At 65.2% G+C, this 18,627-nt stretch carries 16 protein-coding genes; 11 read left to right on the forward strand and 5 right to left on the reverse strand.

Annotated features, from left to right (window positions below; genetic code table 11):
• The first annotated feature begins 44 nt into the window (after window positions 1–44).
• From QOS90_RS12980 to QOS90_RS12990, 3 genes are all read left to right on the forward strand, one after another.
• Window positions 45–1,355 carry a citrate-proton symporter gene (locus QOS90_RS12980; RefSeq protein WP_027593447.1) on the forward strand — a complete coding sequence of 437 codons (1,311 nt, stop codon included), beginning with the start codon at window positions 45–47 and terminating at the stop codon, window positions 1,353–1,355.
• Window positions 1,352–2,809 (forward strand): amidase, encoded by a 1,458-nt coding sequence (locus tag QOS90_RS12985; RefSeq protein WP_027593446.1) that lies wholly within the window; start codon window positions 1,352–1,354, stop codon window positions 2,807–2,809. Before QOS90_RS12980 ends, QOS90_RS12985 begins: the two co-directional genes overlap by 4 nt.
• 70 nt (window positions 2,810–2,879) lie before the next feature.
• Entirely contained in the window at window positions 2,880–3,653 is a 774-nt protein-coding gene (locus QOS90_RS12990) for an IclR family transcriptional regulator (RefSeq protein WP_027593445.1), read from the forward strand.
• On the opposite strand, the gene QOS90_RS12995 is transcribed toward QOS90_RS12990, so the two are convergent.
• Window positions 3,642–4,556: a helix-turn-helix domain-containing protein gene (locus QOS90_RS12995; RefSeq protein ID WP_033694023.1), complete on the reverse strand. Its 915-nt coding sequence runs from the start codon at window positions 4,554–4,556 to the stop codon at window positions 3,642–3,644. The two genes, QOS90_RS12990 and QOS90_RS12995, sit on opposite strands and share 12 nt — an antisense overlap.
• 177 nt (window positions 4,557–4,733) lie before the next feature.
• Here QOS90_RS12995 and QOS90_RS13000 point away from each other — a divergent pair, with 177 nt between their 5' ends.
• From QOS90_RS13000 to QOS90_RS13015, 4 genes are all read left to right on the forward strand, one after another.
• A complete protein-coding gene (locus QOS90_RS13000; protein WP_027593444.1) occupies window positions 4,734–5,561 on the forward strand; it encodes an SDR family NAD(P)-dependent oxidoreductase in 828 nt (275 codons plus the stop codon).
• Window positions 5,558–7,276, forward strand: a complete 1,719-nt coding sequence (locus QOS90_RS13005; RefSeq protein ID WP_085272945.1) for an FAD-dependent oxidoreductase — start codon at window positions 5,558–5,560, stop codon at window positions 7,274–7,276. The genes QOS90_RS13000 and QOS90_RS13005 overlap by 4 nt, the downstream gene beginning before the upstream one ends.
• A complete protein-coding gene (locus QOS90_RS13010; protein ID WP_027593442.1) occupies window positions 7,276–7,605 on the forward strand; it encodes an NIPSNAP family protein in 330 nt (109 codons plus the stop codon). The genes QOS90_RS13005 and QOS90_RS13010 overlap by 1 nt, the downstream gene beginning before the upstream one ends.
• A 68-nt stretch (window positions 7,606–7,673) precedes the next feature.
• Window positions 7,674–9,017 (forward strand): MFS transporter, encoded by a 1,344-nt coding sequence (locus QOS90_RS13015; protein ID WP_085272944.1) that lies wholly within the window; start codon window positions 7,674–7,676, stop codon window positions 9,015–9,017.
• A gap of 35 nt (window positions 9,018–9,052) precedes the next feature.
• Here the strand turns inward: QOS90_RS13015 and QOS90_RS13020 are convergent, their stop codons facing one another.
• Complete coding sequence (locus QOS90_RS13020) at window positions 9,053–9,964, reverse strand: LysR family transcriptional regulator (RefSeq protein WP_085272943.1); 912 nt, start codon at window positions 9,962–9,964, stop codon at window positions 9,053–9,055.
• Window positions 9,965–10,258: 294 nt separating this feature from the next.
• Window positions 10,259–10,915 (reverse strand): HAD family hydrolase, encoded by a 657-nt coding sequence (locus QOS90_RS13025; RefSeq protein ID WP_027593439.1) that lies wholly within the window; start codon window positions 10,913–10,915, stop codon window positions 10,259–10,261.
• A gap of 93 nt (window positions 10,916–11,008) precedes the next feature.
• Between QOS90_RS13025 and lexA the strand changes: the two genes are divergently transcribed.
• The 4 genes from lexA to QOS90_RS13045 are packed head-to-tail and all read left to right on the forward strand — an operon-like array spanning window position 11,009 to window position 16,748.
• A complete protein-coding gene (gene lexA / locus QOS90_RS13030) occupies window positions 11,009–11,626 on the forward strand; it encodes a transcriptional repressor LexA (RefSeq protein WP_085272942.1) in 618 nt (205 codons plus the stop codon).
• Window positions 11,626–12,240 (forward strand): translesion DNA synthesis-associated protein ImuA, encoded by a 615-nt coding sequence (imuA, locus tag QOS90_RS13035; protein ID WP_027593437.1) that lies wholly within the window; start codon window positions 11,626–11,628, stop codon window positions 12,238–12,240. Before lexA ends, imuA begins: the two co-directional genes overlap by 1 nt.
• A gap of 12 nt (window positions 12,241–12,252) precedes the next feature.
• Window positions 12,253–13,671, forward strand: coding sequence for a Y-family DNA polymerase (locus QOS90_RS13040; RefSeq protein ID WP_085272941.1), 1,419 nt, complete (start codon window positions 12,253–12,255; stop codon window positions 13,669–13,671).
• Window positions 13,668–16,748, forward strand: coding sequence for an error-prone DNA polymerase (locus QOS90_RS13045; RefSeq protein WP_027593435.1), 3,081 nt, complete (start codon window positions 13,668–13,670; stop codon window positions 16,746–16,748). The genes QOS90_RS13040 and QOS90_RS13045 overlap by 4 nt, the downstream gene beginning before the upstream one ends.
• Before the next feature lie 143 nt (window positions 16,749–16,891).
• Here QOS90_RS13045 and QOS90_RS13050 read toward each other — a convergent pair whose 3' ends face one another.
• Together QOS90_RS13050 and QOS90_RS13055 are read right to left on the reverse strand one after the other, a co-directional pair.
• On the reverse strand, window positions 16,892–17,713 hold the full coding sequence (locus tag QOS90_RS13050; protein WP_027593434.1) for an aldo/keto reductase: 822 nt from the start codon (window positions 17,711–17,713) through the stop codon (window positions 16,892–16,894).
• Window positions 17,701–18,606 (reverse strand): LysR family transcriptional regulator, encoded by a 906-nt coding sequence (locus QOS90_RS13055; protein WP_027593433.1) that lies wholly within the window; start codon window positions 18,604–18,606, stop codon window positions 17,701–17,703. The genes QOS90_RS13050 and QOS90_RS13055 overlap by 13 nt, the downstream gene beginning before the upstream one ends.
• Window positions 18,607–18,627: the final 21 nt, after the last annotated feature.

Here is an 18,627-nt window from a genome sequence, read left to right on the forward strand (position 1 = left end):
GCTGTGCCTGGGTCATCACCCAACAGATGAATGGAGTGTTCCCTATGCAGACTTCGAGCACAGGCGTGTCGCGTACCCGGCAGGTGGTCGCTGCCGTCATCGGCAATGCGCTGGAGTGGTATGACTTTATCGTGTACGGCTTTCTGGCGAGCATCATCGCCCGGCAGTTCTTCCCCTCCGACGATGAATACGCCTCGCTGCTGATGGCCCTGGCCACTTTCGGCGTGGGCTTTTTCATGCGCCCGGTGGGCGGCGTGCTGCTGGGCATGTACGCCGACCGCAAAGGCCGCAAGGCGGCCATGCAGATGATCATCCGCCTGATGACCGTGTCCATCGCCATGATCGCCTTTGCGCCCAACTACCTCGCCATCGGCATGGGCGCACCGTTGCTGATCGTGGTGGCGCGCATGCTCCAGGGCTTCGCTACAGGGGGCGAATACGCCAGCGCAACGGCGTTTCTGGTAGAAAGCGCACCCGCCCATCGCAAAGGCCTGTATGGCTCCTGGCAACTGGTGGGGCAGTGCCTGGCGGTGTTCTCGGGGGCGGCGATGGTGGCGTTGGTGACGCACCTGTGCACGCCAGAGGCGCTAGACAGCTGGGGCTGGCGAATCCCGTTCGTGCTTGGCCTGCTGATTGGCCCGGTGGGGCTGTGGATTCGCAAGCACATGGAAGAACCCGAAGAGTTCCTCGAGGCGCGTAAACAGGCCAAGGGCCAGGCGCCGGGCCTGTGGCAGGTACTGCGTGAACACCGCCGCAGCCTGCTGGTGTCGATGGGCCTGGCGTGTGGCGCCACGGTATCGTTCTACGTGGTGCTGGTGAACATGCCGACCTTCGCCCACAAGAACCTCGGGTTGCCGCTGGACCAGGTGTTGCTGGTGCAGATGCTTGCGGTGGGGCTGATGACCGTGGTCATCCCGCTGGCGGGGGCCTTGTCTGACCGGTTGGGCCGGCGCCCGGTACTGATGGCCTTCACCCTGGCCTTCTTCGTGATGGTCTATCCGCTGTATGTGTGGGTGGCGGCGGCGCCGTCGATCGAGCGCCTGCTGGTGATGCAGCTGCTGCTGTGCACCGCCATCGGCGGGTTCTTTGGCCCGGCGCCGACTGCCCTGGCCGAGCAGTTCCCGGTCGAGGTGCGTTCGACCGGGGTATCGGTGGCCTACAACGTGGCGGTGATGGTGTTCGGCGGCTTTGCGCCGCTGATCGTCACCTGGCTGAGCAAAGCCCTGAACACGCCGGTGGCGCCGTCGTTCTATGTACTGTTCGCTTGCCTGCTGACGCTGTTGGGCACTTACTGCCTGAAAGAAGCGCCACGTGCGGGTAAAGCTGTCGCGTTCAACCTTGGAGTGAAACCGTGAAGCCGCTAGCCATCGACCCAATCGTAGCGCTGGATGCCGAGGCGTTGTCCCGCGCGATTCATGCCCGCCAAGTATCGTGCCGTGAGGCGATGCTGGCGTACCTCGCCCATATCGAGCGTTTCAACCCGCAGGTCAATGCGCTGGTGTCGCTGCGTTCGGCCGAGGCGCTGCTGGCCGAAGCCGATGAGCGCGACGGTGAGCTGGCGCGGGGGCAGTCAAGGGGCTGGATGCATGGCATGCCCCAGGCAATCAAGGACCTGGCTGCCACGGCCGGGCTGCGCACCACGTTGGGCTCGCCGCTGTTCGCCGAGCAGGTGCCCAAGTACGATGCGGTCAGCGTGGCGCGGGTCAGGGCCAGTGGGGCGATCATCGTCGGCAAGAGCAACGTGCCGGAGTTCGGCCTGGGCTCGCAGAGCTACAACACCTTGTTCGGCACCACCCTCAATGCTTACGACCCAAGCCGGGTGGCCGGTGGCAGCAGTGGCGGGGCCGCGGCGGCCTTGGCCCTGCGATTGCTGCCGGTGGCCGATGGCAGCGACATGATGGGCTCGCTGCGCAACCCGGCGGCGTTCAACAACGTGTTCGGCCTGCGCCCGTCCCAGGGGCGGGTGCCGCATGGACCGGCGCCGGAGGTGTTCCTGCAGCAACTGGCCACCGAAGGGCCGATGGGGCGCAGCGTGGTCGATGTCGCGCGGTTGTTGACGACCCAGGCAGGCTTCGATGCACGGGTGCCGTTGTCGCTGAGTGGCGGCAAGGTTGATTTCGCTGAAGGGTTGCAGCGCGACTTCAAGGGCGCGCGGCTGTGCTGGCTGGGCGATTATGACGGCTACCTGCCGATGGAAGACGGGGTGCTGAGCTTGTGCGAGTCGGCCCTGGCGGATTTTGCCGAGCTGGGCTGCCAGGTCGAGGCCTGCCAGCCGGCCTTTGACTTGGCGCGCCTGTGGCAATGCTGGTTGACCCACCGCCACTTCCTGGTGCACGGCACCCTCGGCGCGGCCTATGCCGACCCCGGCAAACGTGCCCTGCTCAAGCCTGAGGCGCAGTGGGAAGTCGAGGGCGGTTTGCACCTGAGCGCGGCGCAGGTGTACCAGGCTTCGATAGACCGCAGTGCGTGGTACCAGGCCCTCGGCAGGTTGTTCGAACGTTACGATTTCCTGCTGTTGCCTTCGGCCCAAGTGTTCCCTTTCGATGCACAGCAGGCGTGGCCGAAGGCGGTCGCAGGGCGAACGATGGACACGTATCACCGCTGGATGGAGGTGGTAATCGGGCCGACCTTGGCAGGGCTGCCGAGCATCAGTGTACCGGTGGGCTTCAGTACCACGGGGTTGCCGATGGGCCTGCAAATCATTGGCCCAGCCCAGGCGGACCACGCGGTGTTGCAACTGGCCCATGCCCATGAGCAACTGACCCGCTGGGTCGAACGGCGGCCGCCGCCGTGCTTGCAACTTGCGTAAAGGCCCTGGGCAGGCGCGGTTCTTGCTGTGCATGATGACCAACCCGCCAAGTGACAGGGAGGTCAGACACATGGGCAACATGACAGACAGTGGCGGCGTACGCTCGGTGGAGCGGGCGCTGGCCATCGTCGATTTGCTGGGCGAACACCAGGCATTGGGGCTTGAAGAACTGCATTACCTGACGGCGCTGCCCAAGGCCACGGTCTCGCGCATGCTCGCCACCTTGCAGGAGCAGGGGTGGGTTTACCGGGGCTTGAGCGACCGGCGCTATCGTCTGTGTGCCCGGCGCCTGTTCGGCGACCGCCAGCTGCGCTTCAAGCGGCGCCTGGTGGAGCAGGCGGCGCCTTGGCTGCTTGAGCTGAGCGAACGCACCGGGCTGGTGGCAGACCTGTCGTGCTTCGATGGCGAGCGGCTGGAGGTGATGGAAAGCGCCATCCCTCAGGTGTTGCGCAAGCGCTACCCGAACAACTGCCAGATCGTCGGCCACCATGCCAGCCTGTTTCATTCGGCGATGGGGCGCGCGTGCCTGGGGGAGTTGGACGGCGACGAAGTGCAGCGCTTGGCCAGCCATCAACGGTTGGGTGATGACAGCCTGTTGCGCGATATCGAGGAGGATGCGCACAAGGGCTTTGGCCAGCGTACCGAGGGGCATTGGGAATACCCGGTGCGGTTGCCATTTCTGATCCGGGCGATCGCCTTGCCGGTCCGGGTCGAGGGGCAACTGGCGGGCAGCATCGCCTTGCATTGGCCGGTGGACCAGGCGCCGGTGGAGCGAGTGTTGAGCCTGCACCTGGACCGATTGGCGGCGACAGTGGGCCAGGTGCAGCAGGCGCTAGAGGCTTGAAGAAAGCCTTGTACTGGCCCGCGAAGAGGCCAACGCAGCGTCGCGAAACCCGCTCGGGCTCACCCCCGAGTGCTTGCGAAAAAACCGGCTGAAATACCCCACATCGACAAACCCCAGGTCATGGGCAATCTCTTTCACGCTGAGGCTTGAATGCCCCAGCGCCCGTTTGGCCTCCAGCACCAACCGGGCATTGATGACATTCATCGGGGTCATGCCCAGATGTTCCTGGCACAGCCGCCCCAGCGTGGCCAACGTCAGCCCGAGTTCAGCGGCATAAGCCCCCAACGACCAATGCTCGCGAAAGTGCATGTCCACCAGCTCGCGGAACCCGGTCAGTTGCTGGCTGCGCCTGGACGGTGGGCGACGCCCGTTACCACTGGCCTGTGGTTCGTGGCGCAGCACCTGGATCAGCAGCGCCAGCAACAGCGACATGCTGCTGGCCACATGCTCGCGAGCGCGGTTGTGGTATTCCTCGTGCAGGGCGCGGCACAACGGCAACAGGGGGTCTTCGTCGGTTTCCCAGTGGGGCAGGGCGATCACCTGGGGTTTGCGGACCGTTGCCAGCAGGTTCGGCGCCAGTACCTGGGTGATGCTTTCCAGCGGGTGCTGCGCCGCCGTGATCACCTGGCCCTCGACCGCACCGGCCCAGTGGAAGCCATGCACCACCTGCGCCGGCACGTACACCACGCAGGGCGCCTGGGCCTGCACGCGGTCACTGTCGAACAGCACTTCACCGCTGCCGATTTGCAGGTACAGCAACTGCAGTAAACCTTCGTGACGGTGCGCGGCGATCTCCCAGTTGTGGGCACCGGAGCGTTTGGAGATCGACTCCACATGCAGCGACTCGTGCCACACCGGCTGAGCAGTCTCACCGTACAGGGCGTAATTGGGAATCTTGTTCATGGTGTTGTAATTGTTTTGATCGGTACCCGGCTACTGTGCCACAGCCGCTGAGCAGGTTCAGGGGCGGTGCAGCAAATTGTCGGGAATGTGGGGCTGGTTGCAGGTTTTGTCCATTCTGCCCGGGTGCCTGTCAGCCCTAGGCTGTTCGCCAGATGAAGCGACACTCTGGAGAGCAGCATGCATAACAACAAGATTAGCGCTCACTGGCTGGGCCTGGATTCAGCCGTTTGTGTAGTGACCGGCGCGGCCGGCGGCATTGGCGCGGCACTGGCTGCCGCGTTGGTCGAACAGCAAGCCCATGTGGTGTTGCTGGACCGCGACCTGGGCAAGTGCCGTGAGCTGGCGGCCACCTTGGGCGAGCACAGTGTCGGCGAGGTCAGCGCGCTGGGGTGCGACATCGCCGACCCCGATAGCGTGAGCCAGGCCGCCGCACAGGTGCAGGCGCTGCACGGCTGCTGCGATGTACTGATCAACAACGCCAGTGTGCTGCGCCCGGGTTCGCTCGACGTGCTGACCCTGGAGCAATGGAACCAGGTGTTGGCGGTCAACCTCAGCGGCTACCTGCTGTGTTCGCAGGCCTTCGGCAGCTTGATGCTTGCCCGAGGCCAGGGGCGCATCGTGCATGTAGCGTCGATCGCGGCCCATTACCCTCAACCCAACAGTGGTGCCTACAGCGCGGCCAAGGCCGGGGTCAGCATGCTGTCCCGGCAGATTGCCGTGGAATGGGGGCCGCGCGGGGTACGCAGCAACGCGGTGTGCCCGGGGTTGATCCGCACGCCGCTGTCGGCAGCGTTTTACGCGGACCCGCACATCGAACGCCAGCGCAGCGCCATGACCGCCAACCAGCGCATCGGCGAGCCGCAGGACATCGCCGAGGCGGTGCTGTTTCTTGCCAGCCCGCGTGCCGACTACATCAACGGCGCCGAGCTGACGGTCGATGGTGGGCTGGAGAGCATGCCCATGGCGTTGATCCCGCGCCCCGGTTTCGAGGGCGTACGCGCATGAACACACGCACCTGCGATGTACTGGTGGTGGGGGCGGGAGCCGGCGGCCTGGCGACGGCGATCACTGCGAAAAAAAACGGCCTGGATGTGGTCGTCATCGAAAAGGACGATTGCTTCGGCGGCACCACGGCGTTCTCCGGTGGGGTGCTGTGGGTGCCGGGCAACCGGCATGGGATGAACGACAGCGATGAGGCGGCGCTGACCTACCTGCGCAACGAAACCGGCGACTGTTTCGACGAAGTGGCGGTCAAGGCGTTTCTGCGTCACGGGCCAGACATGGTCGAGTTCTTCGAGCGCGAAACCGCCGTCAAATTCGTCCCCACGCTGTACCCCGACTATCACCCACACGTGGAAGGTGGCGTCGATGTCGGGCGCTCGATACTGGCGGCGCCCTACGACATTCGCGGCCTTGGGCCCGACATGGCACGCCTGCGGCCACCGCTCAAGACCATCACCTTCATCGGCATGATGTTCAATTCGTCGAATGCCGACCTCAAGCACTTCTTCAATGCCACCCGCTCGCTGACGTCGTTCGTGTATGTGGCCAAGCGCTTGCTGACCCACCTCAAGGAGTTGGCGCTGTACGGGCGCGGCACTCAGGTGACCAGCGGCAATGCCCTGGCGGCGCGGCTGGTGAAGTCGGCACTGGACCTGGGCATTCCGATTTTGACCGGGACCCCGGCCAGGCACCTGTTGCGTGAAGGCAATCGGGTCACTGGCGTGTTGGCGAAACAAGGCGACAGCGAACTGCGCATCGAGGCGCGGCGTGGCGTGGTGCTGGCCTGTGGTGGGTTTTCCCATGACGTGCAGCGGTTGAAGCAGGCCTACCCGCATGTGCGTCGGGGTGGCGAGCACTTTTCGCCGGTGCCAGCAGGCAACACGGGTGATGGTGCGCGCATGGCTGAAACGATGGGCGCCAAGGTCGATATCTGCCTGCAAGCGGCGGCGGCGTGGATGCCGGTGTCCAAGGTGCCGATGGGGGCAGGGCGATTCGTCGCGTTCCCCCATTTGCTCGACCGTTACAAGCCCGGTGTGATCGGCGTGCTGCGCTCGGGCAGGCGCTTTACCAACGAATCCAATTCCTACCACGACGTGGGCGCCGCCTTGATCGAGGCGTGTGCAGAGCAACCGGAAACCGCCATGTGGCTGGTCTGTGACCGGCGCACCCTGGCCAAGTACGGCCTGGGTTTCGCCAAGCCCTCGCCGATGCCGCTGGGGCCGCTGTTGCGTAACGGCTACTTGCTCAAGGGCAGCAGCCTCGCCGAGCTGGCGCGCAAGGCCGGGATCGATGCCGCCGGGCTGGAGCAGACCGTACGTGAGTACAACCTGGGCGCCGTTCAGGGTGAGGACCGCCAGTTTGGGCGAGGTACCACGCGTTTCAATCGCTACCTGGCCGACCCGCAGCACACGCCCAACCCGTGCGTGGCGCCAGTGGCCGAGGGGCCTTACTTTGCCGTGAAGGTGATCATGGGTGACCTGGGCACCTTCGACGGCATCCGCACCAGCGTGGTCGGCGAAGTCCTGGGCGCCGATCAGCAGGCCATCGACGGCCTGTACGCCGTCGGCAACGACCGCGCCAGCATCATGGGCGGCAATTACCCCGGTGCGGGCATCACCCTGGGGCCAATCATGACCTTTGGCTACATCACCGGGCGCCACCTGGCGGGCGTCGAACAAGGCCTGGCGACAGCGGGCAACGCGCGGGAGGTTGCATGATGGACAAGCCTGTCGTCGATCACAGGGTCTACACCATCCGCCCCCGTGGCATGGCGGCCTTTCTCGAAGCCTTCGACCAGCTGGCGATGCCAATTTTGCTGCGCCATCTCGGTGCGCCGCTGGCGTTCTACACCAGCAGCATCGGCCCGCTCAACCAGGTGGTGCACTTGTGGGGCTATGACAGCCTCGATGACTTCGAAAAACGCAGCGCCGCGCGGGACGCTGACCCGGACTTCGCAGCCTACCTGCAGGCCACCCGCGATCTGGTCGTGGCCCAAGAGACCCGGATCATCCGGCCTGTGCGGCTGCCCAGCCTTGTTAACCGGTAATGCTGCCTGGGCCGCATGGCGGCCCACTGCCGATGCACCTTCATAAAAACAACAACAGGTGATACCCCATGAGCAACGCCATCGATGTGCGCCAACTGATCGACCAGCAACCCATCGGCCGCTACCAGAAATGGGTAGTCTTCCTGGGCTTTCTGATCATCGCCCTGGATGGGCTGGACGTCGCCCTCATCGGTTTCATCGCACCGCAACTGAAAAGCGATTGGGGCCTGGGCGCACAAAGCCTGGGCCCGGTGTTGAGCGCGGCCCTTATCGGCCTGGCGCTCGGGGCATTGATCGCCGGCCCCTTGGCCGACCGCTATGGGCGCAAGGCGGTCTTGCTGGGCAGTGTCCTGCTGTTTGGTGTGTGGACCTTGGCCTCGGCATTTTCGCCCGACCTCGAGACCCTTGTTGCCCTGCGTTTTCTGACCGGCCTGGGCTTGGGCGCTGCCATGCCCAATGCCAGCACCCTGGTCAGTGAATACGCGCCGGCGCGCAGCCGCTCGCTGTTGATCACCTTGGCCTTCTGTGGTTTCTCACTGGGTGCGGCGGCAGGCGGCTTTGTCAGTGCCTGGATGATCCCCAACCTGGGCTGGCGCAGCGTGCTGGTGCTGGGCGGCGTGCTGCCGCTGCTGACAGTGCCGTTGCTGTGCTGGCGGTTGCCCGAGTCGGTCACCTTCCTGGTCAGCAAGGGTGCTGACAAGCGTCGCATCCACGCCATCGTCAGCCGCCTGGCACCGGAGCGTGTCAACGCCGACAGCACCTTCATCGTACCGGCCAGCGCGCCCAGCAGTGGTGGGGCGATTGCGACCATTCTCTCGCCGCGCTACCGCTTTGGCACCTTGATGCTTTGGGCTGGCTACGTGCTGGCGCTGTTTCTGGTTTACCTGTTCAGCGGCTGGTTGCCCACCTTGGTCAAGGAGGGGGGCGGCTTCTCGGTAGCCGAAGCGGCCATCGTCACCGCCTGTTTCCAGATCGGCGGGCCGCTGGGGGCGATCTCGGTGGGCTGGGCCATGGACCGCTGCAACCCGCAACGGGTACTGATGCTGACCTTCTTGTTCAGCGGTGCGGTGATCTTCGCCATTGGCCAGGTGGCTGGGGATTTTGCCTGGCTGTGCGCGATTGCCTGGGCCGTGGGCTTTGGCCTCAATGGCGCGAGTGTGGGCATGAATGCCTTGGCAGCGGCGTTCTACCCCACCGAAGCGCGGGCGACCGGTGCCAGCTGGATGAGCGGCATCGGCCGCTTCGGGGCGATTCTCAGTGCGTTTGCCGGCGCCCAGATGCTGGCCATGGGCTGGAGCTTTGCACAGGTGTTCGCGTCGTTGCTGATCCCGGCGGTATTGGCTGCGCTGGCGGTGTTGTTGCAAGGGCGCCATGCCGGTTCAGGCCGGCGCGCCGCCCGGCAAGCGGTGTAAAGGTCGCTGGAACATGAACACCTGCAGGCCTTCGTTCAGTTTTCGCGGCTGTACATTCTGCATTCAGCCAGCAACGCCAGCAGGTTCGGCTCTCGTTCCCGCGCCTTCAAAAACACCACGCCAATGTGCTGTTGCAGGCGATAGCGTGGTTGCAGGGCAATCAACTTCACCCGGTTCTCGTAGACCGCAGCGATTCGCCCTGGCAGCAGGGCAAAGCCAACGCCGGAGCTGACCATGCTCAGCAGGGTGAAGATATCGTTCACCTGCATGGCCACCTTCGGCTCGAACCCTGCCTGCTCGAATACCCGCGCACCATCACGGTGGGTGGCAAAGCCTTGGGTCAGGGTGATGAAGGTGGAGTCGGCGAGGTCGGCCAGGTCCACCTCGGCGTGTTCGGCAAAGGGCGAATCGGTGGGGACGGCAAGGAAAATGTCGTCGGAGAACAGCGGCAATTGCTCGCAGGCGGGGTCGCTGACGCTTTCGTCCAGCGACACCAGGATGGCCTCCAGTTCGTGGTTTTTCAGGCGTTGCAGCAGGTCCACGTTCGAGCCCAGGGTCAGGTCGATATTGAGCGCGCTGCGGCGCAGTTTCAGGCCCATGACCAGCTTTGGCACGGTCTTTACTGTTAGCGAGTACAGGGCGCCCAAGCGGAAACGTTCGGCATAGAACCCCGCAGCCTCACGGGTCTGGCGGACCATCTGCTCGGCGTCCTGGATCAGCTGGCGGGCTTTTTTCTCCAGCACGTAGGCGCTTTCCAGCCGGATCAGTTGCCGGCCTTCGTGCTTGAACAGGGGGCAACGCAAGGCGCTTTCCAGCGAGTGGATGGCGCGGTGCACGCTGACGGCACTGGTGGACAGCTCGGCGGCGGCGCGGCCGAGGTTGCCACTGCGCATGAAGGCGAGGAAGGTTTCCAGCTTTTTGAGGGTCAGTTCTTCGTCGATGAGCATGGGCGGCCTGAGAGGTTGGGCTGCGGTTGATGGTTAGAGCGTTGAGGTGTAGGGGTTGAGTGTTGTGGCGTTTGTGAGATCGAGCGCCGCCTGCGCGGCGCTTCGCAGCACAAGGCTGCTCCTACAATTTTTTCGGGCCAATTATTCCTGAGGCGGTCGCGCGCAAATATCACAGGCCTCACTGGCCCGAAACAGATGTGGGAGCAGCCTTGTGCTGCGAAGCGCCGCGCGGGCGGCGCTCGATCTCACAGGCGCCATAAACCTCAAGGCATGCACCAGCGCATCCAGCACACCTCACCCCATCGATTCAATCAACGCCCACAACCGCGCATCATCAAAGTCCTCGATCACCAGCCCAGCCCCTGCGTCCATCAGGCGTTCGGCAGTCTGTGTAGTCGCAACCCCAACCGTAAAAATCCCCGCACCACTGGCAGCCTTGACCCCGGGCAACGAGTCCTCGAAGGCCAGGGCCTGCCCGGCCTCGGCCCCGAGCCGCTGTAGCCCGGTGAGGTAGGGCAGCGGGTCCGGCTTGGCTCGCTCAAGCTCCTCGGCCACCAACACATGCTCGAAGCGGGCCTCCAGCCCCATGGCCTGCAACATGTGCTCGGCATTGAGCCGGGGGGCGTTGGTCACCACGCACATCCCCAGGCCACAGGCCTGGCCGTGCTCCAGCAAGCGCAACAGGCCGGGCATGGGCGCGAGCGACGGCGCCAGCGAGCGGAACAACGCCTCTTTGCGATCCGCCAGGGCCAGGCATTGCTGCGGGCTGGCATCGGCAAACAACTCGGCGAACAGTTCGCCGTTGGCCCGGCCACTGACCTGTGCATCGAACTGGGCCTGGCTCAGTTCACGGCCGTCATGCTCGCGCAGCAACTGGCGGAAAGCCTGCAGGTGCAGGGTATCGGTGTCGGTGAGGGTTCCGTCGAGGTCGAACAGCAGGGCAGTCAGCATCAGGTATCCAGGTATGAAAAATCACAAGCCCGACGATCATAACCAAAGCGGACGACGAAGGGGGCTGTTCAGTGTGTTGCGAAAAGAGTACAAATGTACTCCATGGACAATCTGACCCCCAAACGCCGCGCCATTCTCGAATTCATTCGTGAGCGCATTGCTGACCACGGCCAGCCACCGAGCCTTGCCGACATCGCCACGCGCTTCGGCTTCGCCTCGCGCAGCGTCGCGCGCAAACACATCACCGCCCTGTGCCAGGCCGGCCATATCGACGTCACGCCGAACCAGGCGCGAGGCATTCGCCTGGCTCAACCGCTGCGCCGCCCGGAAATCCTCGAAGTGCCGGTGCTGGGCCAGGTCGCGGCAGGTGCCCCGATCGGCCCGGACCTCGACATCCACGAGCAGTTGCTGCTCGACCCCAGCCTGTTCCGGCGCACACCCGATTACCTGTTGAAAGTGCGCGGCGACTCGATGGTCGATGACGGCATCTTCGACGGTGACCTGGTCGGCATTCGGCAACAGGGCGAGGCCCGTGACGGGCAGGTCGTGGTCGCCCGCCTGGACGGCGAGGTGACCATCAAGCGCTTGCAGCGTCAGCCTGGCGGTTACCGGCTGTTGCCGCGCAACCCGGCCTATGCGCCGATCGATGTGGGCCCTGAGCAGGAATTCTTCATTGAAGGCGTGTTCTGTGGCCTGCTGAGGCGCGACTGATGGGCGCGGTGGTCGATCTCGACAGGCTGCTCGACCAGCGTCAGGTCTGGCGTGGGCGGCAGGTTCAGGCCCGGCCCTTAGGGTTGCAGCCGACCGGGCATGCCGCGCTCGACCAACGCCTGCCCGAGGGCGGCTGGCCGGCCGCGGCACTCAGCGAACTGTTGCTGGCCAGCCCGGGGTGCGGTGAGCTGCAACTGTTGTGGCCCTCACTGGCGCGCCTGACCGCAGAAGGTGGCCGCGTGGTGCTGGTCGCGCCGCCGTTCATTCCCTATGCCCCGGCCTGGCAGGCAGCGGGGGTGGATCTACGCTGGCTGGCCCAGGTTAGCGCCACGCCTGCCGACGCACTGTGGGCGGCTGAGCAATGCCTGCGTTCAGGCAGTTGCGCCGCCGTGTTGTGCTGGCCGGAGCGCGCCGATGACCGGGCACTGCGGCGCCTGCAGGTGGCCGCCGAGACCGGCCAGGCGCTGGCGTTCGCCTGTCGCCCACAGCAGGCGGCACACAACCCGTCGCCGGCCGCTCTGCGTATTGCCATCGACACTCGGCCGGCACAGTGGCGTGTGCTCAAGAGCCGGGGCGGCATGCCGCCAGCGCTGCCCATCGCGCTGCCCGGCTGAGGCTGATGCACCATGCTCTGGGCCTGCATTCTGCTGCCACAGCTGGCGCTGGACACTGTTCTGCGCGAGCGTGACGACCCTGAAACGCCCCTGGTAGTGATTGGCGGCCCGACACAGCGCCGTGTGCTACAGGCGGTCAACCCCGCTGCCGCAGCGCTCGGCCTGCGTGCCGGGCAAACCCTGACCACGGCGCGTGCCTTGGCCGATGGCTTCACCTGCGTAGAGGCCGATGACAAACGCATCGAGCAGTTGCAACAGCTGCTGGCAGCCTGGGCCTATCGCTTCAGCGCCCAGGTGAGCCTGCATTACCCAAGGGCTTTGTTGTTGGAGGTCGGCTCCAGCCTGCAGCTGTTTGGCCCCTGGCCGTTGTTCGAGGCACGCCTGCGCCAGGAGCTCAGCGCGTTGGGCTTGCGGCAGCGCATCGTGCTGGCCAGCAACCCGGTGGCGGCCCGCATGCTCGCCAACGGCCACGATGGCCTGGCGGTAACCTGTGCCGACGCCACCCGCGCCGTGCTGGCACAGATGCCCATCGACCGTGTCGGCTTGCCGCTAGAGGCCGCCGAGGCCTTTGCCCGCATGGGGTTGCGCCAGTTGGGCCAGGTGCTGGCCTTGCCGCGCGACGCCCTGGCCAAGCGCTTTTCTGCGCAGGTCCAGTTGCACCTGGACCAACTGCTCGGCCTGCGCACCCTGGGGCTGGGCTTCTACCAGCCGCCGGACCGCTTCGAGTCGCGCCTGGAGCTGAACTTCGACGTGGAGTCGCACCAGGCGTTGCTGTTCCCGCTGCGCAGAATGCTCAACGACCTCGGCGCGTTCCTGGCTGGGCGCGATTGTGGCGTGCAGCGTTTTTGCCTGCACCTGGAGCATGCCGAAGGGCCGGACACGTTGCTCAAGGTTGGCCTGCTGGCGGCCGAACGTGACCCTGCCATGCTCTTCGAACTGGCAAAAGGGCGCCTGGAGCCGCTGCAAATCCCCGCCCCGGTACGCAACTTGCGCTTGGTCGCCGATGACCTGCCACCCTTCGTGCCCCAGCACCAGGCGCTGTTCGACCCCCGCGCCCAGCAGGCGCAGCCCTGGGAGCAGTTGCGTGAACGCTTGCGGGCACGGTTGGGCGACGAGGCCGTCAAGGGGCTGAGCGCCGAGGCCGATCACCGCCCCGAATGTGCCTGGCAAGCGGCAGAGCAGGGCGCACAAGGCAGCCTGCCGGTGTTGCCGGGTAGCCGCCCCGGCTGGCTGTTACCGGCGCCCGTGGCGCTGGAGGCAGCCGGCCACCGTGTGCTGGGGCATGCCGAGCGCATTGAGTCGGGCTGGTGGGACGGGGGCGACGTGCGCCGTGACTACTACCGCATCGAAACCCGCGACGGCCTGCGCGGCTGGGCCTACCGCGACCTCAGCCAGCCAGGCCCTTTGTGGTTGCAAGGCTGGTTTGCATGAGCCGGTTCGGGTATGCCGAATTGCACTGCCTGTCGAACTTCAGCTTCCAGCGGGGTGCGTCGAGTGCCGATGAGTTGTTCAAGCGTGCGCGCGAGCAGGGTTATGACGCACTGGCGATCACCGATGAGTGCACCTTGGCCGGTATCGTCCGCGCCTGGCAGGCCGCCAAGGCGCACCAGCTGCGGCTGATTATCGGCAGCGAAGTCCGCCTGCAGGATGGCCCGAAACTGGTGCTGCTGGCGGAAAACCTCACCGGCTACCAGAGCCTGTGCGCGCTGATTACCCGTGCGCGACGGCGGGCGGAAAAGGGCGCCTATCAACTGTTCAGCGAGGACCTGCGCGAGCATCATCAAGGCTTGCTGGCGCTGTGGGTTGCCGAGGATGCCGACGACCCTGCACCCGGTGAGGGTTTGCGCACGCTGTTCGCCGAGCGGCTGTGGCTGGCCGTGCACCTGCACCGTGGCAGTGATGACGAGGTGCGGCTTGGTAAACTGCGCCAGTTGGCGAGCAAGGTCGGTATCCGTGCAGTGGCCTGCGGTGACGTGCACATGCATGCACGCGGTCGCCGTGCCCTGCAGGATTGCATGACCGCCATCCGCCAGCATTGCCAGGTGGCCGAAGCGGGTCGCTACCTGTACGCCAATGGCGAGCGTCACCTGCGCAGCCCTGAGCAGTTGCAGGAACTGTACCCGGCCGACCTACTAGCCGAGACCCTGGTCATCGCCGAGCGCTGCCGTTTCGACTTGAGCGAACTGAAGTACCAGTACCCGCGTGAATTGGTGCCAGACAGCCACACCCCGGCGAGCTGGCTGCGCGAGCTGTGCGAGCGCGGCTTGCCGATGCGCTGGCCGGGTGGGCCGAGCGACAAGGTGCGCGAGGTGCTGGCAAAGGAGCTGGCGCTGATCGAGGAACTGGCCTACGAAAGCTATTTTTTGACCGTGCACGATATCGTCGCCTTTGCCCGCAGCCAGCATATCCTCTGCCAGGGCCGAGGCTCGGCCGCCAACTCGGTGGTGTGTTTCGTGCTGGGGATCACCGAACTCGACCCCATGGAGCACCGTTTGCTGTTCGAGCGCTTTCTGTCACGCGAACGCAATGAGCCGCCCGACATCGACGTGGACTTCGAGCACGACCGCCGCGAAGAGGTGATCCAGTATGTGTTCCGGCGCTATGGCCGGCACCGGGCCGCACTCACCGCCGTGGTCAACACCTATCATGCTGCCGGTGCGGTGCGTGATGTGGCGCGGGTACTGGGGCTGCCGGCCGACCAGGTGGATGCGCTGGCCAAGTGCTGTGGCCGCTGGAGTGATCGCATCCCCGATGCGCAACGCCTGGCCGAGGCCGGTTTCGAGGCCAGCAGCCCGTCGCTGCGGCGGGTGCTGATTCTGGCCGGTGAACTGATCGGTTTTCCCCGGCACCTGTCGCAACACCCCGGCGGGTTCGTCATCTCGCAGCAGCCGCTGGATCAACTGGTGCCAGTGGAAAACGCCGCGATGCAAGACCGCACCGTGATCCAGTGGGACAAGGACGACCTGGACATGGTCGGTTTGCTCAAGGTCGATGTGCTAGCGCTGGGCATGCTCAGTGCCTTGCGCCGTTGCTTCGACCTGCTGCAGCGCCACCGGGGCCGGCAATTGACGCTGGCAAGCATCCCAGCTGAAGACCCGGCCACCTACGCGATGATCAGCCGAGCCGAAACCATGGGCGTGTTCCAGATCGAATCTCGGGCGCAGATGGCCATGTTGCCGCGGCTCAAGCCCAACACGTTCTACGATCTGGTCATCGAGGTGGCCATCGTGCGCCCCGGGCCGATTCAGGGTGACATGGTGCATCCGTATTTGCGCCGCCGCCTGAAGCAGGAGCCCGTGACGTACCCCTCGCCAAAATTGCAGGAAGTGTTCGAGCGCACCCTGGGTGTGCCGTTGTTTCAGGAGCAGGTGATGGAGCTGGCGATGGTGGCAGCCGATTACAGCCCGGGCGAGGCCGACCAGCTACGCCGCAGCATGGCGGCCTGGAAGCGCCACGGCGGGCTGGAGCCGCACCGCGAACGGCTGATTCAAGGCATGTTGCGCAATGGTTACGAACGGTCGTTCGCCGAGCGCATCTTCGAGCAGATCAAGGGGTTCGGCAGCTATGGCTTCCCCGAGTCCCACGCGGCCAGTTTCGCCTTGCTGTGTTACGCGAGCAGTTGGCTCAAATGCCATGAGCCGGCCATTTTCACCTGCGCGCTGGTCAACAGTTGGCCGATGGGCTTTTACAGCCCCGACCAGTTGCTGCAGGACGCCCGTCGCCAAGGCGTCGAGGTGCGGCCGGTGGATGTGTTTCACAGCGAATGGGATTGCACGCTTGAACCGGTGGGTGAACACGCGCTGGCCATACGCTTGGGGCTGCGGCAGGTCCGTGGTTTTGCTGAAGCTGACGCCCGGCGCCTGGAGCAGGCGAGGGCGCAACGGCCTTGGCGCGATGTTGAAGATTTGTGCCTGCGTGCAGGCCTCGACCACCGCGCCCGTGCCCGCCTGGCTGACGCCGGGGCCCTGAGGGCTTTGGCACGTGACCGTCATCAGGCGCGTTGGCAGGTAGCGGCGGTGCAGCCACAGTTGCCCTTGTTCGCCGAGGTCGAAGCGTTGCCTGAGGCCGTAGTAGCGCTGCCTGCACCGACTGTCGGCGAGGACCTGGTTGCCGACTACCAGACCCTGGGCACCACGCTTGGGCCCCACCCGTTGCGGCTGCTGCGCCCTCGTTTGCGAGCGTTGGGTTGCCGCAGTTCGCACGAGCTGTCAGCTGTCGAGCATGGCGACAACATTGCCGTGGCCGGGCTGGTGGTGGGCAGGCAACGCCCGCAGACGGCCAGTGGGGTGACGTTCGTGACGCTGGAGGATGAGTACGGCATGGTCAACGTGGTGGTCTGGCGTGACTTGGCCGAGCGGCAGAGGCGGGCGTTGGTGGGGTCGCAATTGCTCAAGGTGAGCGGGCGGCTGGAGCAGGAGAACGGGGTGCGTCACCTGATTGCAAAACGGCTGGAGGATATCAGCCCCTTGCTGCAGGGGCTGGATGTGCGCAGCCGCGATTTTCATTAGCCTGCCAGCGTTGCCTGTTGCGTTAACTGTTGTAGGAGCAGCCTTGCGCTGCGAAGAGGCCGGTGACAACTCAGCAGATCTTCTCTGGTATCGCCGGCCTCTTCGCAGCGCAAGGCTGCTCCTACAAGGGTCGGGCAAAGGCTTCAGACCATCGCCAAGCGTTGCTTGCGGGTCGGTGCTGGGAATGCCCGGTCAATCGCTCGCAGGTCTTCGCTGCTCAGGGTCAGCAAGCCGGCCGCCGCATTCAGTCGCACATGCTTTGGGTCTACCGCCTTGGGAATGGCAATCACCCCCTCATCACGGGTCACCCAGGCCAGGCTGACCTGGGCCGGTGTCGCACCGTGGCGCTCGGCAATTTCGGCCAGCACGGGGTGCTGCAACAACTGCCCGGCCTGGGCCAATGGGCAATACGCCATGGTCGGCAAGGCGCGCTTCTGGCTCCACGGCAGCAGGTCGAATTCGATGCCGCGTTGCATTGGGTTGTACAGCACTTGGTTAGTGGCGCAATCGGGGTTGTGCAGTTCGCGCAAGTCATCGACATCGAAATTGGACACCCCCCAGCGTTTGATCTTGCCTTGTTCGCGCAAACGCTCGAACGCTTCGACGGTTTCCTCCAAGGGATGCTGGCCACGCCAGTGCAGCAGGTACAGGTCGATGCAGTCAGTGCCCAGGCGTTTGAGGCTACGCTCGCAGGCGGCAGGCATGCCGCGCTGGCTGGCATTGTGCGGGTAGACCTTGCTGACCAGAAACACCTGGTCGCGGCGCCCGGCGATGGCGTGGCCAACCACCTGCTCCGCGCCGCCCTCGGCATACATTTCAGCCGTATCGATCAGGCTCAGGCCCAGCTCGATACCTTGTTGCAGGGCTGCCACTTCGGCGGCCCGGCGGCCAGGGTCTTCACCCATGTACCACGTGCCCTGGCCAATGGCCGGCACCTTCGAACCTGCCAGTTTCACGTATCGCATGTCACCTCCGGGATCTGGGTATGGGAAAGCAGTACCTCGAGCAGCGCTTGCGCTGCGGTGGACAGTTTGTGCTCACTGAGCGCGATGACCCCCATGCGCCGCTCCACGGCGGGCTCGACCAGCGGCACGCAGCGGGCACCGAGCTCCTGCATCTGGTTGATGCACAGCGCCGGCACCGCGCTGACGCCCAGGCCGCTGGCAACCATGCGGCCAACGGTCGACAGTTGATGGCTCTCGAATGCCACCGCCAGCTTGCCATGGCTGGCCGCGACGTTCTGTTCCATCAACAGGCGGACCGCCGACGGGCGCTGCAAGGCGATGAAGTCTTCGGCCAGCAGTTGCGTCCAACTGACCTGGGGCAGCCCGGCCAGTGGCGAGTCGGCGGGCACCACGGCGACGAAACGGTCCATGTACAGGGGGTAGAAGTCCAGGCCATCGGTGTTGTCCGGTTCGAAGCCGATGCCCAGTTCGACGCGACGGTGGCGCACCAGTTCCTGTACCTGCTCGTTGATCACGTCATGCACGGTGACGTTGACTTTCGGGTAGCGCTGGCGAAACACCTTGAGCGCGTGCGGCAGCAGGTTACCGGCGAAGGCTGGTATGGCCGCCACCGAAACCCGCCCCAGTTGCAGGGTGAAACGCTGGCGCAGCATTTCTTCGGTGTCGTCCCAGTCGGCCAGCAGGCGCCGGGCCAGCGGCAGCAGCACCTCACCTTCGGCAGTCAGGCTGACACTGCGGGTGGTCCGGCTGAGCAGGGCGCCGCCGAGGTTTTCCTCAAGCGCCTTGATGGTCAGGCTCAACGCCGGTTGCGATACATGCAGGTGTTCACCGGCCTGGGCGAAGCTCTGGTACTTGGCCACGGCGACGAAGGCGCGGAGTTGCTTGACGTTCATGACGGCCCTGATCGTTGTTTT

Source organism: Pseudomonas sp. LAIL14HWK12:I10, assembly GCF_900184205.1.
Classification (GTDB): Bacteria; Pseudomonadota; Gammaproteobacteria; order Pseudomonadales; family Pseudomonadaceae; genus Aquipseudomonas; species Aquipseudomonas kermanshahensis.

Excerpts from the sequence above, each read along its gene's own strand:
- QOS90_RS13055 (WP_027593433.1), bottom strand. The coding sequence starts at position 18,606 with ATGAACGTCAAGCAACTCCGCGCCTTCGTCGCCGTGGCCAAGTACCAG.
- QOS90_RS13015 (WP_085272944.1), top strand. The coding sequence starts at position 7,674 with ATGAGCAACGCCATCGATGTGCGCCAACTGATCGACCAGCAACCCATC.
- QOS90_RS13000 (WP_027593444.1), top strand. The coding sequence starts at position 4,734 with ATGCATAACAACAAGATTAGCGCTCACTGGCTGGGCCTGGATTCAGCC.
- QOS90_RS13025 (WP_027593439.1), bottom strand. The coding sequence starts at position 10,915 with ATGCTGACTGCCCTGCTGTTCGACCTCGACGGAACCCTCACCGACACC.
- QOS90_RS12995 (WP_033694023.1), bottom strand. The coding sequence starts at position 4,556 with ATGAACAAGATTCCCAATTACGCCCTGTACGGTGAGACTGCTCAGCCG.
- QOS90_RS12980 (WP_027593447.1), top strand. The coding sequence starts at position 45 with ATGCAGACTTCGAGCACAGGCGTGTCGCGTACCCGGCAGGTGGTCGCT.
- QOS90_RS13040 (WP_085272941.1), top strand. The coding sequence starts at position 12,253 with ATGCTCTGGGCCTGCATTCTGCTGCCACAGCTGGCGCTGGACACTGTT.
- QOS90_RS13010 (WP_027593442.1), top strand. The coding sequence starts at position 7,276 with ATGGACAAGCCTGTCGTCGATCACAGGGTCTACACCATCCGCCCCCGT.
- imuA (WP_027593437.1), top strand. The coding sequence starts at position 11,626 with ATGGGCGCGGTGGTCGATCTCGACAGGCTGCTCGACCAGCGTCAGGTC.
- QOS90_RS13005 (WP_085272945.1), top strand. The coding sequence starts at position 5,558 with ATGAACACACGCACCTGCGATGTACTGGTGGTGGGGGCGGGAGCCGGC.
- QOS90_RS13045 (WP_027593435.1), top strand. The coding sequence starts at position 13,668 with ATGAGCCGGTTCGGGTATGCCGAATTGCACTGCCTGTCGAACTTCAGC.
- QOS90_RS13050 (WP_027593434.1), bottom strand. The coding sequence starts at position 17,713 with ATGCGATACGTGAAACTGGCAGGTTCGAAGGTGCCGGCCATTGGCCAG.
- QOS90_RS12990 (WP_027593445.1), top strand. The coding sequence starts at position 2,880 with ATGGGCAACATGACAGACAGTGGCGGCGTACGCTCGGTGGAGCGGGCG.
- lexA (WP_085272942.1), top strand. The coding sequence starts at position 11,009 with ATGTACTCCATGGACAATCTGACCCCCAAACGCCGCGCCATTCTCGAA.
- QOS90_RS13020 (WP_085272943.1), bottom strand. The coding sequence starts at position 9,964 with ATGCTCATCGACGAAGAACTGACCCTCAAAAAGCTGGAAACCTTCCTC.